The organism is Agromyces ramosus, from assembly GCF_004216665.1.
Lineage (GTDB): Bacteria > Actinomycetota > Actinomycetes > Actinomycetales > Microbacteriaceae > Agromyces > Agromyces ramosus.
In genome coordinates this window covers 734,537-749,001 of the sequence record NZ_SGWY01000001.1, presented here as the reverse complement: position 1 = coordinate 749,001, position 14,465 = coordinate 734,537, and the positions used below count along the sequence as shown (strand labels likewise).

Genomic DNA, 14,465 nt, shown 5'->3' with positions numbered 1-14,465 from the left:
GGGTCACAGCGGACTCGATGAGGAGTGGCGATGCGTTCGACGGGGTGGTCGGCAGTTGCGGGGTCAGGATCGACGGGTCGGGGGAGTGGCTGGGGGCGCACACGTCGCGCCGCGGCATCCGTCGCCGTGACGGCGCTCGTGGGCGCCGCACTGTTCGGTGGAGCCGCAGCCGCGAGCGCCGCGCCGCCGCCGTCGCAGGCCCCCGGCGCCCCCGGCGCGCAGGCGACGTGGACCACCGGAGCCAAGCAGGGGGTCGGCACCTCCACGACCCTGGACTCCAAGGTCTGGTACACCCTCTCGGAGGGCACGCTCGCCGAGGTCTACTACCCGCGGGTCGACGTGGCGAACAGCCGCAGCCTCGAGCTCATCGTCACCGACGGCTCCACGTTCACCGACCTCGAGTCGCGTGACACGACCCATGACGTGCAGCTCGCCGACTCGCGGGCACTCGTGTACACGCAGGTCAACACCGACAAGGACGGCCGCTACCAGATCGTCAAGACCACCTTCACCGATCCCGCCCGCTCGAGCGTGATCATCGACGTCTCGGTGCGCTCGCTCGACGGCGGCACGTATCGGGTCTTCGCGCAGTACGACCCCTCGCTGGCGAACAGCGGCCGGCACGATTCTGCTCGGATCCTGCGCGGCGCACTCGTCGCAGAGGACCTGGCCGGCGACCCGGGCACCGGCGCCGAGCCCATCGCCAGCGCCCTCGTCGCCGACAAGGACTTCGTGACGACCTCCAACGGATTCGCCGGCGTCAGCGACGGCTGGACCGATCTCGCTGCCGATCACCGCCTCGACCACCGCTACGCCCAGGCGCTCGACGGCAACGTGGTGCAGACGGCCGAGCTGAAGCTCAGCGGCCCGGCGAAGGACGCCTCGGCGACCCTCGTGCTCGGATTCGGGGCATCCGCCGACGCCGCCCGCAAGACCGCGACCGCGAGCCTCGGCACAGCAGGGCACGGCATCGACGCGGCCGCCGCCGCATACGCCGACGGCTGGCACGACTACCTCGACAGCGTCAGTGCGCCCCCGGCGAGCGTGGCGGGCGATGCGGGGCTCACCACCCAGTATCAGGTCGCCGCGATGACCCTGAAGGCGCACGAGGACAAGACCTACCGCGGCGCGAACATCGCCTCGCTCACGATTCCGTGGGGCCAGGCGCAGAACGCCAATGAGGCCGGCGTCGGCGGGTACCACCTCGTCTGGGCGCGCGACCTCTACCAGGTCTCGACCGCGCAGATCGCCCTCGGCGACACGGATGCCGCGAACCGCTCGCTCGACTACCTCTTCGAGGTGCAACAGAAGAGCGACGGGTCGTTCCCGCAGAACTCGCTGCTCGACGGCACGCCGTACTGGGGCAGCCTGCAGCTCGACGAGGTCGCGTTCCCGATCGTGCTGGCGTGGGCGCTCGGGCGAACGGATGCCACGACCTACGCCGAGCACGTGAAGACGGCCGCCGACTTCCTCGTCGGGCACGGCCCGTCGACGCCGCAGGAGCGTTGGGAGGAGGAGGGCGGCTACTCGCCCAGCACCATCGCCGCCGAGATCGCCGGACTCACGGCCGCGGCGTCGATCGCCGAGACGAACGGCGATGCGGCATCGGCCGCGATCTACACCGGTGTCGCCGACGACTGGCAGCGCAGGGTACAGGACTGGACGTTCACCACCACCGGCCCGCTCGGCGACGGCCGGTACTACGAGCGCATCGACGACAACGGCAACCCGAACGACGGGCACACGGTCGAGATCAACAATGGAGGCGGCACCTGGGACGAGCGCTCGATCGTCGATGCCGGCTTCCTCGACCTGGTGCGCCTCGGCGTCAAGCCGGCCGCGGATGCCGCGATCATCGAATCGCTTCCCGAGGTCGACGCGACGATCAAGGTCGACACGCCGAACGGCGCGCTCTGGTACCGCTACAACCACGACGGCTACGGCGAGAAGGCCGACGGATCGCCCTACGACGGCACCGGCGTCGGCCGCCTCTGGCCGCTCCTGTCGGGCGAGCGGGGCGAGTACGAGCTCGCGAACGGCCGCCCGGCCACCACGTACCTCGACACCCTCGCGGCCACCGCCAACGCCGGGTACATGATCCCCGAGCAGGTCTGGGACCAGCCGGATGCCGCGGGCTTCGTGCTCGGCGAGGGCACCGGCTCGGCGACGCCGCTGGCCTGGTCGATGGCCGCGTTCGTGCGGCTCGCGCACTCGATCGACGCGGGACGGCCGGTCGCGACGCCCTCCGTCGTGGCCGACCGGTACGCCGAGGGCGCGCTTCCGGCAGGGCCGAGCCTCACGGTCACGGAACCGATCGCCGGCGCCGTCACCACGGAGTCGACCATCACGGTCGCGGGCTCGACCGACGCGGCATCCGTCTGGGTGGCGGCCGGAGGGCACGCCGTCGCGGCATCCGTCATCGGGGGCGCCTTCACCGCCGAGGCACCCGTCGTGCTCGGCGCCAACACCATCACGGTGGTGGCCCTGGGCGCCGACGGCGGCACGACGGCCGTCCAGGTGCCGGTCACGTCGACGAACTTCGGCACGGCGATCGGCACGGTCGACGACCCGTCGGGCGACGACAACGGCCCCGGCGACTACGTGTACCCGACGAACAGCGTGTTCAACCCGGGAGCATTCGACCTCACGCAGCTCGGCGTCTACGACGACGGCGTCTCGATCAACTTCGTGGCGACGCTCGCGGGCGAGATCGGCAACCCCTGGGGCGGCAACCAGATGTCGGTGCAGCGGGCGGACATCTACGTGAGCACGGATGCCGCAGGCGCCGCCGTCGCGGCCCGGCCCGGCACGAACGCGAACCTCGCACACCCCTACGACGTCGTCGTCGGCGGATCCGGCTTCATCCAGCCGACCGTTCGCGATGCGACGGACGCGGTGCTCGCGAACGCCGGCCTGCTCGTGCTGCCGGCCACGCACCAGATCGCGATATCGGTGCCGAAGGACGTGCTCGACGGGGTCGACCTCGCGGGCGCGACGTACCAGGTCGCCCTGATGTCCCACGCGGATCCGAACGGCGAGGGCATCGGCGGCATCCGCCCGGTCTACGACTTCGACTACTGGAACACGAGCCCCGACATCGGGATGGGCTGGATCAAGGAGTACCGCTTCGGCGGCGGCGCCGGCGTCTGGACCGACCAGAACGCGGCTCGCGACACCGACACCCGCGACCCGAACACCATCGACGTGCTCGTGCCCGACGGCGCGTCGCAGTCGACGGTGCTCGACTGGCGCGCCGGGTCGCCCGTGGTGCTGCCGTACGTGCCATTGGGGTGACCCGGCCGCGACCCGGGGTGTCGGCGCGCATCGCCGGTCGGCGCCGTGTCGTCGACCGGCGCCGGGAGCGAGGGGCCCGTTCGAGCAGGAATGGAGAAGCGCTCGTCGCCCGGCGAGATTATCGTCGGCGGTATGAACTCACGTGACTCCCTCGCCCTCACGTCCATCGACTCGATCACCCTCGAGGCGGCCGATCCCGACGCGGCGGCACGGTTCTACGCCGACGCCTTCGGCCTCGGCGATCAGGTGCGCGCGCAGGCGTCGGATGCCCCGACCACCAGCTTCCGCGGCTTCACGATGTCGCTCGTCGTCGCGCAGCCGGCGAACGTCGGGGCGCTGTTCGACGCCGCGGTCGCAGCGGGCGCGACCGTGCTGAAGCCGGTCGAGAAGTCCATGTGGGGATACGGCGGCGTCGTGCAAGCCCCCGACGGCGCGATCTGGAACCTCGCGACGTCGACGAAGAAGGACACCGGCCCGGCCACCAAGGAGATCGAGAACATCGTGCTCCTGCTCGGCGCCGAAGACGTGGGAGCGAGCAAGCGCTTCTACGTCGACCGCGGACTCGCCGTGGCCAAGAGCTTCGGCAGCTACGTCGACTTCGCCACGCCGGAAAGCCCGATCGGCCTGGGCCTCTACAAGCGCCGTGCACTCGCCAAGTCGGCCGGCGTCTCCGCTGAGGGCAGCGGGTCGCATCGCATCCGCATCCATGGCGACGCCGGGTCGTTCACCGACCCCGACGGGTTCGTCTGGGGCGCCTCAGCCGAGTGAGCGGATCCCGCCGACCGGCGCACGTTGCTGGCGGTCTCGACGTCGTGGGGGTTGAATGAGGCGATGAGGGTCGTGCCGGAGTGACCGCACACCCGGGAACGGGCGACGGACTCGAGCTCCGCGTCACCGGGGGCGTCGTGCGCGGGGTGCGCGAGCGCGAGATGCTCGCGTGGCGGGGCATGCCGTACGCCGCTCCGCCGATCGGAGAGCGCCGGTTCAGGGCGCCGGCGCCGGTGCTTCCATGGCGCGGCGTGCGCGACGCGTCGACCTACGGCTCGGTCGCACCCCAGGCCAACGTGATCCGACTGGCGCGGCCGAGGATGAGCATCGTCTCGGCCGACGAGGACTGCCTGAGCGTGAACGTGCATGCGCCCGCGCGCGAAGCGGGTGACTCGCCCCTGCCGGTGATGGTGTTCATCCACGGTGGCGGATACAGTGTGGGTTCGTCTCGTGACTTCTCGGGTCAGGGCGAGGGGTTCGTGCGCAGCGGGCGTGTCGTGTACGTGAGCTTCAACTACCGGCTCGGTGCGCTCGGCTACCTCGACTTCACGCGCTACAGCTCAGGCCGGCGCTCCTTCGAGTGCAACCTCGGATTGCGCGACCAGGTGGCACTGCTGGAATGGGTGCGCGACAACATCGCCGCCTTCGGTGGGGATGCCTCGCGCGTCACGGTCTTCGGCGAGTCGGCGGGCGGCAACGCGGTCACGACGCTCATGACGACGCCCTCGGCTCGGGGACTCTTCGCCGGGGCCATCGCGCAGAGCCCGCCGCCCGATGCGGTCTACTCGCGCGAGCTGACAGCGAGGTGGGCGGCCGAGTACGTCGCGATCCTGCGCGGCGTGCGTCGCGAGCGGCAGGCACGGGAGAAGGCGAAGCGCGCGGCCGCGGCACCGGGTGGCGCGCATGGCGAGGAGGCGCCGCTCGAGGCTGCGGCACCGGATGCGCCGGCAGCCCAGGACGCGCCGCGCGAGGCTGGGGCACCGGATGCCGCGCCTCGCGCGATCTCGCCGCGCCACGCCGCCGCCCCGCCGACCGTGCAGCAGCTGCTGACCGAGGCGAACACGGACGACCTCGTCGCGGCATCCGTGGTCCTCCAGATGCGAACCCCCGACGCCTATGCCGGAGCGTTCTGCTTCGCGCCCGTGGTCGACGGCGACATGGTGCCCGAGCGACCCTTCGTCGCCTTCCGCGACGGTCGCGCCCAGCGCGTGCCCCTCATCATCGGCACGAACGATCGGGAGGGCTCGATCTTCCGCGGCCGGGTCGACATCCTGCCGCGCACGCCGAAGCGCATCGACGACATCTTCGCCCGGGCACCCGGCGCCGCACGACGGGCCATGCGCGCCGCGTATCCCGATCTTCCGGCACGGCGAGCCGCGCAGGACTTCGGCGCCGACTACGGCTTCTGGTACCCGAGCACGCGCGTCGCCGACACCTGCTCGCGGCGGGCGCCGGTCTGGTCGTACCGGTGGGACCTCGCGCCGCGGCTGCTCAAGCTCGTCGGCCTCGACGCGACGCACGGCGTCGAGATGTTCGCCCTCTTCGACCGCACCGACGTGCCCGTGGCCCGCGTCATGACCTCGCTGGGCGGGAACGAGCAGTACGCCGCCGCGGGCGAGCGGATACGGCAGCACTGGCTGCACTTCGCCGAGACCGGAGCGCCGACCCCGGCGTGGCCGCGCTACGACGAGCGGGCGAGGTCGACCCTCGTGATCGACGCCACGGACCGCATCGAGTCGGACCCGCGCAGCGAACGACGTCGGGCGTGGGACGCGTTCGCGCCGTCGCTGGCCGGATGACGCGAGCCATCCGCTGGTACGGAAGCACCGGGGTGCCGGAGCGTGTCGACCGCGAACGCCGTGCCCTCCCGCTCACGCCGAGGCGGAGGCCGACACCACCACGGCGAGGTCGGCGCTCGCGTGGAGGAGCGCCACCGAGCGGGCGGCGATCCGGTCGAGGCGGCCCTGCGGGATCCGGTCCGCGTGCGCGATGCCACCGAGCCCGTGCAGCGAGCCCATGATCCCGCGCACGGCCGGGATGCCGTAGCCGCTGCTGCGGAGCGCGGCGACGATCCGCGCCTCCCGGATGGCCGCGACGCCGTAGCGGCGTGCGGCCAGCGACGTGACGCGGTCGGGCGAGACGAGCCCCTCCTGCTCCCAGAACCGCAGCGTCGACGCTCGCACGCCGAGCGCGGCGGCGAGCTCGGTGATCGTCATCGCGTCATCCGGTCGCTCGCCGTCGGGGAGTGCCGCCTCCGCCTGGATCGCGCGCAGGGCGGCCTGGGCGCGCAGGGCCTCGTCGCGTTCCCGGGCGAGGCGCACGTGCACGGACGTGACCGCGGCGGCCGCCTCCGCGATCGGCTGACCGCGGAGTTCGGTGAGGAGCTGCCGGGCGGCGACCGCGCCGATCGCCCCGGCGAGCCCGCGGTACGCGCGCAACGCGTGCACGTGCACGGCGGCGTAGGCGCGGTAGCCGTTGGCGGATCGGGTGGCGGGCGGGATGACCCCCAGCCGCTCCAGGTCGCGCACCTGCTGCACCGAGTAGCCCGATGCGCGTGCGACATCCGAGGTTCGAAGCGGTGCGCGCGGCGGGCCGCTCGGAGGCTCGTCGATCATCCGACCCCACAGAAGCACTTGAAGGTGATGCTTGAACTATGAGTATGGAGCAGATCATCGACGCCGTGCGCGACCTCGACGGCGCACTCGTGGTCATCCCGGCGCCTGGGAGCGACGCGCCCGAGCTCGCGTGGGGCGACGCCTTCTTCTACTACGCACCTGACGGCGAGATGCCGCAGCACGTGCAGCCCTACGGGACGATCGTCACGAAGGACTACCCCGACGACACCGCGTCCGAGCTCGATGCGCCGGGCCGCTGGCGAGTGAACGTCCACGTGGACCGGGCGACGTTCCGCCGTCTCACGGGCGAGGATCCGCGCAGCCTCACGCTCCCTCGCGATCATGCGGCCGGCGACGTGTTCACCCCGCATCCCGTGTACGGCGCGCTCGGCTGGGTCGCCGTCGTCGACCCGGGCGAGCAGACCACCGTGACCCTCCTGCGGCTGCTGCGCGAGGCGCACGACGCCGCGCGAGCCCGCTTCGAGCGGCGACTGGAGACCGGGCACGACGCGCGACGCGGGTGAACGTCAGCCGCGCGGCATCCGCCTCGGATATCGGTCAGGGCGCGTCGGCCGTCGCGGGCGCGCTCGGCTCGGCGGTGCGTCGACGTGGGAATGCCAGGACGCAGGCCACGCCGACGACCACGAGCAGCGGGCTCGCCACGAGCGGGGTGACCACCCAGGAGCCCCGCCAGAGGAAGCTCACGAGGAAGATCAGCGCCGGTGCCGCGACCAGTGGTGCGGTCCACCACCGACCGCCCAGCAGGATGCCGAAGGCGCCCGCGGCGAGGTTCACGACCAGGCACGCGATGAACAGCGGGGTCGAGTTCGAGAGGGTCGTCTCGAAGCCGGCACCGTTGAGGGCAGCCGTGAGGGCGCCGAAGAGGATCGCCACGCCGGACGCCAGCGCCACGATGGCCCAGGCGATTCCGAGGAGCACGCGCAGCGGCTGCCGCGCGGGCTTGGGCGATGGCGAGGTCGTCACGCCGTCAGGATAGCGGTGCCCCGTGCCCTCGTGCCTCGTGCCCCGTTCCCCGAGCCCGGCGTTCGAGGTTCGCGCGTTCGACGTGGCTACGCTGGGCCGATGGATGACGTTCCCGTGCCGGAGGACGCGCCGGTCGCTGCGCCGGCCGCGTCGACCCCGACGGTGACCGTGGTGGTGGACGTGGCCAACGTGATGGGCTCGCGCCCCGACGGCTGGTGGAGGGATCGCGCGGGCGCGGCGACCAGGCTCCTCGCGCCGATGCCCGCACTCGTGGGTCGTAACGTCGCCGGTCCGGACGGCGAGCGGTTCGTCGTCGAGCGGGTCGTCGCCGTGGTGGAGGGGGCCGCCACGGCGGTCGTGGCGCTCGACGGCGTCGACCTCGTCCGGGCGCCGGCCGACGGCGACGGCAGCATCGTGGCCACCGCCGCGGAGCTCGGCACGCACGCCGCGCGCGTGCTGGTCGTGACCGCCGATCGTGGCCTGCGGGCACGACTGGCCGACGACGTGCTCGTCGCAGGCCCCGGCTGGTTGAACGCCCTGCTCGGTCGATGATCGGGGGCCGCGGTCGCGGCGAGCTGAGCGCCGGCGACTAGCCTCGGAGTCACGGCACCGTCTCGGCGAGGAGCGGCCGCGAGTGTCAGGGGGCAGCGTTGGTCGATGGCGGCAGCGGAGGCGATGACCGGCGGCGCGGGTTCCGCGTCGATCGGGTCAGCGACCGCCTGCACTTCGTGCACACCGAGCACGTGAACTGGGTCGTCTACGCCGGCCCCGACGGCGTCACCCTCGTCGATTCGGGATACGTCGCGCAACGCGAGCTGCTCGTCGCCTCGCTCGACGCGATCGGCCATCGACCCGAGGAGGTCTCGGCGGTCCTCATCACGCACGGGCACGCCGACCACCTCGGGGGTGCGGCCTGGCTCGCCGAGCGGGTCGGCACCCCGGTGCACGCCCATGCCGACGAGGTGGCGAACGTGAGCCGCGCGGTCGTGCAGCAGGCCGGAGCCGCCGCCGTGCTCCGCAACGCGTGGCGACCGGGCGTGCTCCGCTGGGCCGCCGCCATCGTGCCGCTGCTCGAACGACGCCCCGACCTGGGCGTGGCGAGCGTGACGCCGCTGCCCGAGCTCGAGGGCCAGGTCGCGGTGCCGGGGCATCCGCGTGCCGTGCTGGTCGACGGCCACACGAGCGGGCACACCGCCTACGACTTCGAGGACGAGGGCGTGCTCGTCGTCGGCGACGCGCTCGCGACCCGCCACCGCACCTCGCCGCTGGTCGGCCCGCAGCTGCTGCCCTCGATCTTCCACCACGATGCCGAGCGAGCTCGGGCCTCCCTCGCGCGGGCGGGCGCGTCATCCGCTCGGGTGATGCTCCCCGGTCACGGGGAGGCGTGGATCGGCACGGTCGACGCGAGCGTCGAGGCAGCGCTCGACGCCGGTTCGCCCTGGTGAAACCGGGCGGGTGAGAATGGTCGGGTGACGACGACGACCTCCATCCAGCCCGGCGACCTCGCAGACGAACGGGTCACCCGCCTGCTCACCGACCACCTGACCGACATGTTCGCGACCTCGCCCGCCGAGAGTGTGCACGCGCTGGACGTCAGCGGCCTCTCCGTACCGGAGGTGGCCTTCTGGACGATCGCCGACGGCGATGAGCTCGTGGGGTGCGTGGCGCTGAAGGAGCTCGACGCCGAGCACGGCGAGCTGAAGTCGATGCGCACGGATGCCGCGGCGCGCGGCCGTGGGCTCGGTGCACGCCTGCTCGAGCACGTGCTCGCCGAATCCGCCCGGCGCGGGTACCGACGGGTGAGCCTCGAGACCGGATCGCAGGAGTTCTTCCGCCCCGCCCGCACGCTCTACGCGAAGTACGGCTTCCGCGAGTGCGGCCCGTTCGGCGACTACCGGCTCGACCCGAACAGCGTCTTCATGACGCTCGAGCTCGAACCCGGCCGGCCCTGATGTGAGGGCACGCCCGGCCCGCGCTGAGCGGGTCGGGCGTGCCGTGCATGCGCCACCCCGGTCAGGCGGCCTCGGCGATCTCCTCGAGGGGGGACTGCGCGACGGGGATCGTCCGGACCTCGGGGCGGACCGAACGGCTCCGGTCGAGGAAGGGCACGAGGCCGCCCACGACCGCGAGCACCGCGCCGATGACGAACGCCGCGACGTATCCCGACTCGGTGGGCAGGCCGCTCGCGCCCAGGGTCGCGCCGACCGCCGCGGCGAACACCGTGGTGCCGATGGCGCCGCCGATGGTGCGGATGTTGGCGTTCATGCCCGTGGCGATGCCCACCTGGTCGCCGGGCACGCTGCGCACGATGAGGTTCGGCGTCGACGAGGTCACGAGCCCGGTTCCCAGCCCGAGTACCGCGGCGGCGGCCGCCAGCGCCCACACATCGCCGTGGAAGAGCGCGATCGACAGCGCCGCGGCCCCGGAGAGGAACGCCCCGATCGTGAGCTGCGCGGCGAAGGGCACCACGCGGCTCAGCGGGCCCGCGAGGAATCCGATCGACGCCATGGTGACGAGCATCGGCAGCATGATGAGGCCGGCCGTGCTGGCGTCGGCGCCCAGCCCGTATCCGCTACTCGCGGGGGTCTCGGCCAGGCGCGGCAGGTAGGCCCACACCCCGAACATCGCCGCCCCGGTCAGGAGCGCGGTGAGGTTCGTGGTCCACACCGCGGGCAGCCGCATCACGCGCATGTCGACGAGCGGGTTGCGCGAGCGCACCTCGACCATCACCCACACCGCCGCCAGCAGTGCCGCGATCGCGAACAGGCCGATGACCAGCGGCGATCCCCAGCCCCACTGGTTGCCCGAGCTGAGCGGAAGCAGGAGCGCGACGAGCCAGCCCGAGAGGAGCGCGGCGGCCAGGACGTTGATCCGTCCGGTGGCGGTGGGCGCCGAGCGGTCGAGGCCGCGGGAGCCGACGGCGAGGCCGGTGACGGCGAGGACGAGCGGCAGGACGAACAGGCCGCGCCAGCCGATCACGGCGGAGACGGGGCCGGCGATGACCGTGCCGAGTCCGCTGCCGACGGCCATGATCGCCGAGAGGGCGCCGATCGCGCCGGCGAGACGGTCGCGCGGGAATGCGTCGCGCACCAGTCCGAAGCCGAGTGGGAACACGGCGCCGCCGAGGCCCTGCAGCACGCGGGCGATCAGCATGACCGTGAGGTCGGGTGCGAACGCCGCGAGCACCGAGCCGAGCGCGACCGCGCCGAGGGCCACGAGGTACATGCGGCGTCGGCCGACGAGGTCGCCGGCTCGGCCGAGGAGCGGAGTGGCGACCGCCGCGGAGATGAGCCAGGCGGTGAGCATCCACGTCTGGCCGACCGCATCGGCGCCGAGGTCGGAGCCGATGGTGGACAGCACGGGGATGATGAGCGACTGGAGGCTGGCGACCGCGGTGAAGCTCGTGGCCACCGCGATGAAGGTGATGCGGGATGGAGACATCGAACGCCTTTCGATGAGGCGGAAGGGATATACTGGAGGGAGTCTCCGATCGGAGGCCTCCTCCGGTTAGCTTACCGGAGGCTGCCTCCACTTTGCAACCGAGGTGTCTCGAATGACCGATCCGGCGCTCCGTGCCCTGCTCGACGAGCGGCGCCCGACGCGCGCCGATGCGCGCCGCAACTTCGACGCCCTCATCGAAGCCGGCCGTGCGGCGTTCGCCGACGACGGACTCGACGCCTCGCTCGAGGACATCGCGCGCCGGGCCGGCGTCGGCATCGGCACGCTCTACCGCAACTTCCCCACGCGTGACGCGCTGGTGGAGGCCGTCTACCTCGACGAGGTCGCGGGGGTGGCCTCGTTCGCCGAGGAGCTCGGCGACCTTCCGCCCTTCGACGCGCTCGCGGCCTGGCTGCGTCGGTTCGCCGACTACGCGAGCCGCAAGAAGGTGCTGCTCGAGGGATTGAACCGCGACTCCGAGCTGCTGCAGACCTGCCGCGGCATCATGTACCACTCGGGTGAGCCGCTGCTGCGGCGTGCGCAGGCCGACGGCGACGTGCGCGCCGACATCGGCATCGACGACGCCGTGCGCCTCGTCGCCGGCGTGGCAGGCGTCGCCTTCCCCGATCCCGAGCAGCGCGAGCGGGTCGTCGACATGGCGCTCGACGGGCTCCGCACGCGCTGACACCGGGGTGGCCCGGGCCTCACGGCGTCGGGCGGGGGCAGCGTCGTCAGCGTTCCGCGTCGGATGCCACGAGGAAGGGCGCCCCCGTCGGGTCGACCAGGCCGGCGCGGCGACCCGTCGTCAGGTCCCACGGCGGCCGCACGAGGATCGCTCCGGCCGCGACCGCCCGCTCGACGGCCTCGTCGACATCGGCGACGCCGAAGGCCACGCTCCACGACGGCGCATCGTCGGCCCCCAGCGTGCGACTCGCGTCGACGATTCCGGCCAGGTCGCGCCCGCCGCGCTCGAACACGGCGCGGCGCGGCTCCCCATCGTTGCGAACGACGCTCCAGTCGAACGCGTGCGCATAGAAGCGCTCGGCGGCGTCGAAGTCGCTCGCGTTCAGCTCGAACCACACGGCGCCGCCGATCTCGCCGAAGACGTCGAAGCCCTCGACGACGGCGGGCTGCCAGTACCCGACGACCGCGCCGGTCGCGTCGATCGCCATGCCGATCACGCCTCGGGCCGGCACGACCATCGGTTCGAAGAGCACGGTGCCGCCGGCCTCCTCGATGAGCCCGCTCGTGGTCGCCGCGTTGAAGGTGAGCAGGAACACGTTCCAGTGCGGCGGCCCCGGATCCTCGTCCGTGTTCATCCCGATGCCGGCGACGCGCCGGCCGTCGAGGCGGAACACGCGGTAACCGCCGAAGCGCGCGTCGACGACGTCGTCGGCCTCCCAGCCGAAGAGTGCCTCGTAGAAGGCGGATGCCGCGTCGACATCCGACGTGCTCAGGTCGACCCATGCCGGCGCACCGGGCACGAGCTCATCGGGTCCGGGCATGCGAGCCTCCCCTCGAGGCCGAAGCGGTCCTCGCGACGGCCGTCCGCGCAGACTAGCAGCGCAGTTCGTCAGGCACACCTGCCGATCGGCCCACGCGGCCTCGCTGCTAGGGTGACCGCATGGAGCCGCGGATCGTCGGAACGACCATGCCCATCCTCGAACTGACCCTCACGGAGGGGGAACGCATCGTCGCCGAGGGCGGCGATGTCTCCTGGCTCTCGCCCGGATTCCACCTCGACACGTCCACCTCGCACGGGTCAGGCGGCCAGGGCGGCTTCCTCGGCAGCCTCAAGCGCGTCCTCGGCGGCGGACAGCTGTTCCTGACCGCCTATACGGCACCGGCCGGCGGCGGTTCCCTCGCGTTCGCCGCCCAGTTGCCCGGTACGATCCGCGAGCTGCGGATCGACCGCTCCGACAACTTCATGCTCCAGTCGGGGTCGTACATGGCGAGTACGGGCGACGTCGAGATCTCGGTCGGACTCCAGAAGAAGCTCGGTGCCGGGATCTTCGGCGGGGCGGGAGTGGTCTTCCAGCGCCTCAGCGGTGACGGCACGGCGTGGGTGCAGCTGGCCGGCGAGCTCGTCGAGTACGAGCTGCAGGCCGGGCAGTCGCTGCTGATCCACCCCGGCCACCTGGCGATGTACCGAGCCGAGATGACCCTCGAGTTCGCCACCATGAAGGGGATCAAGAACAAGTTCTTCGGCGACTCGCTGTTCCTGGCCGAGCTGCACGGGCCCGGCCACGTGTGGCTGCAGTCGATGACCCCCGCCAAGCTCGCCGCGGCGATCGAGCCGTACCTTCCCGATCGGGGCTCGTCGAACGACAGCTGACGGCCACCGTGACCGGAGAACTGATCATCGTGACCTGAGCGCCCGTGCCCGCAAGCCCGGGTCGGGCGTCGGCCGTGACGCGACGGTCCCGGACTGGCAGGATGGCACTCGTGCGGGTGCGAAGCCCCGGCCGCCGGCCGCTGCCACGCCCGCACCCGGGTAGGGGAGCAGAGCGATGGACGACCTGACTGGATCGGCGAGCGAGCGGTTGGCGCAGTTGCGATCGGCCGACGTCGGCGGAGATGCCGCATGGCTGGAACGCCAGCTGAGATCGGCGCTCGAGGCGTGGCAGAACTCGGAGGACGACCTGAGCCGCCTTCGCGAGGCGCAGGAGGACTTCTGATCGAGAGCGCCGATCCGCGCGCCGAGCTCGTCGCGCTGTGCGAGCGCGGCCTCGAGTGGCTCGCGGACATGCCGCAGGGGCTGTGGGACGAGGCGAACCCGAGGCCCGCGGCCGTGCTCGTGCTGTTCGGCGTGCTCGACTCGGTGCCGGCGCGTGCGAACGGTCCCGTCGCCGACGACCTCGACGTGCTCCTGCTGCGGCGCGCGACCACGCTCGGCAGCCACGCCGGGCAGATCGCCTTCCCCGGCGGCCGGCTCGAGCCATCCGATGACGGACCCATCGCCGCCGCCCTGCGCGAGGCCGTCGAGGAGACCGGGCTCGACCCCCACGGCATCGAGCCGCTCGGCACGCTGCCCGTGATGTCGGTGCCCGTGAGCAACCACATCGTCACGCCAGTCCCGGCATGGTGGACCAAGCCGTCGGAGGTCGCGGCCGTCGACCACGACGAGTCCGTCGACGTGTTCCGGGTTCCGGTGGCCGACATGCTCGACCCGGCGAATCGCGCGAACACGGCGTTCACCGTCGAGGGGCGAACCTACCGGTCGCCCGCCTTCGCGGTCGACGGCCGCCTCATCTGGGGCTTCACCGCGCTGGTGCTCTCGCGCATGTTCGACGAGCTCGGGTGGGCGCGGCCGTGGGACCCCGAGCGCATCGTCGAGCCGCAGGACCGGCGGCGCTGAGCCCGCGG

Annotated in this window: 15 protein-coding genes; 11 read left to right on the top strand and 4 right to left on the bottom strand. The window is 72.4% G+C overall.

Annotated elements, in window-relative coordinates; translation table 11 throughout:
- The first annotated feature begins 126 nt into the window (after window positions 1–126).
- The 3 genes from EV187_RS03425 (at window position 127) to EV187_RS03415 (ending at window position 5,861) form a co-directional block, all read left to right on the top strand.
- Window positions 127–3,294, top strand: a complete 3,168-nt coding sequence (locus EV187_RS03425) for a glucan 1,4-alpha-glucosidase (protein ID WP_207221721.1) — start codon at window positions 127–129, stop codon at window positions 3,292–3,294.
- Between the two features lie 132 nt (window positions 3,295–3,426).
- Entirely contained in the window at window positions 3,427–4,062 is a 636-nt protein-coding gene (locus EV187_RS03420) for a VOC family protein (protein ID WP_130351599.1), read from the top strand.
- An 80-nt stretch (window positions 4,063–4,142) separates the two neighbouring features.
- Complete coding sequence (locus tag EV187_RS03415; protein WP_130351598.1) at window positions 4,143–5,861, top strand: carboxylesterase/lipase family protein; 1,719 nt, start codon at window positions 4,143–4,145, stop codon at window positions 5,859–5,861.
- Window positions 5,862–5,933: 72 nt separating this feature from the next.
- On the opposite strand, the gene EV187_RS03410 is transcribed toward EV187_RS03415, so the two are convergent.
- Window positions 5,934–6,677, bottom strand: coding sequence for a MerR family transcriptional regulator (locus EV187_RS03410; RefSeq protein ID WP_130351597.1), 744 nt, complete (start codon window positions 6,675–6,677; stop codon window positions 5,934–5,936).
- A 38-nt stretch (window positions 6,678–6,715) separates the two neighbouring features.
- Here EV187_RS03410 and EV187_RS03405 point away from each other — a divergent pair, with 38 nt between their 5' ends.
- The gene (locus tag EV187_RS03405; RefSeq protein ID WP_207221720.1) at window positions 6,716–7,201 is read left to right on the top strand and encodes a DUF6194 family protein; all 486 of its coding nucleotides are present in this window, start codon (window positions 6,716–6,718) and stop codon (window positions 7,199–7,201) included.
- Window positions 7,202–7,235: 34 nt separating this feature from the next.
- Here the strand turns inward: EV187_RS03405 and EV187_RS03400 are convergent, their stop codons facing one another.
- Complete coding sequence (locus EV187_RS03400; RefSeq protein ID WP_130351596.1) at window positions 7,236–7,661, bottom strand: hypothetical protein; 426 nt, start codon at window positions 7,659–7,661, stop codon at window positions 7,236–7,238.
- Window positions 7,662–7,760: 99 nt separating this feature from the next.
- Between EV187_RS03400 and EV187_RS03395 the strand changes: the two genes are divergently transcribed.
- The 3 genes from EV187_RS03395 to EV187_RS03385 all read left to right on the top strand — a co-directional run bounded on the left by EV187_RS03395 (window position 7,761) and on the right by EV187_RS03385 (window position 9,613).
- Window positions 7,761–8,213, top strand: a complete 453-nt coding sequence (locus tag EV187_RS03395; protein WP_242609413.1) for a hypothetical protein — start codon at window positions 7,761–7,763, stop codon at window positions 8,211–8,213.
- A 98-nt stretch (window positions 8,214–8,311) separates the two neighbouring features.
- Window positions 8,312–9,106: an MBL fold metallo-hydrolase gene (locus EV187_RS03390; protein ID WP_130351595.1), complete on the top strand. Its 795-nt coding sequence runs from the start codon at window positions 8,312–8,314 to the stop codon at window positions 9,104–9,106.
- Between the two features lie 24 nt (window positions 9,107–9,130).
- On the top strand, window positions 9,131–9,613 hold the full coding sequence (locus EV187_RS03385) for a GNAT family N-acetyltransferase (protein ID WP_242609412.1): 483 nt from the start codon (window positions 9,131–9,133) through the stop codon (window positions 9,611–9,613).
- Window positions 9,614–9,674: 61 nt separating this feature from the next.
- On the opposite strand, the gene EV187_RS03380 is transcribed toward EV187_RS03385, so the two are convergent.
- A complete protein-coding gene (locus EV187_RS03380; protein ID WP_130351594.1) occupies window positions 9,675–11,102 on the bottom strand; it encodes an MFS transporter in 1,428 nt (475 codons plus the stop codon).
- Between the two features lie 112 nt (window positions 11,103–11,214).
- Between EV187_RS03380 and EV187_RS03375 the strand changes: the two genes are divergently transcribed.
- Window positions 11,215–11,784, top strand: coding sequence for a TetR/AcrR family transcriptional regulator (locus EV187_RS03375; RefSeq protein WP_130351593.1), 570 nt, complete (start codon window positions 11,215–11,217; stop codon window positions 11,782–11,784).
- Between the two features lie 46 nt (window positions 11,785–11,830).
- Here EV187_RS03375 and EV187_RS03370 read toward each other — a convergent pair whose 3' ends face one another.
- Window positions 11,831–12,604 carry a VOC family protein gene (locus EV187_RS03370; RefSeq protein WP_130351592.1) on the bottom strand — a complete coding sequence of 258 codons (774 nt, stop codon included), beginning with the start codon at window positions 12,602–12,604 and terminating at the stop codon, window positions 11,831–11,833.
- 119 nt (window positions 12,605–12,723) lie between these two features.
- Here EV187_RS03370 and EV187_RS03365 point away from each other — a divergent pair, with 119 nt between their 5' ends.
- From EV187_RS03365 to EV187_RS03360, 3 genes are all read left to right on the top strand, one after another.
- The gene (locus EV187_RS03365; protein WP_130351591.1) at window positions 12,724–13,434 is read left to right on the top strand and encodes a TIGR00266 family protein; all 711 of its coding nucleotides are present in this window, start codon (window positions 12,724–12,726) and stop codon (window positions 13,432–13,434) included.
- A gap of 175 nt (window positions 13,435–13,609) precedes the next feature.
- Window positions 13,610–13,777, top strand: a complete 168-nt coding sequence (locus EV187_RS18290; protein ID WP_165391092.1) for a hypothetical protein — start codon at window positions 13,610–13,612, stop codon at window positions 13,775–13,777.
- Between the two features lie 68 nt (window positions 13,778–13,845).
- Window positions 13,846–14,457, top strand: coding sequence for an NUDIX hydrolase (locus EV187_RS03360; RefSeq protein ID WP_130351590.1), 612 nt, complete (start codon window positions 13,846–13,848; stop codon window positions 14,455–14,457).
- Window positions 14,458–14,465 lie beyond the last annotated feature (8 nt).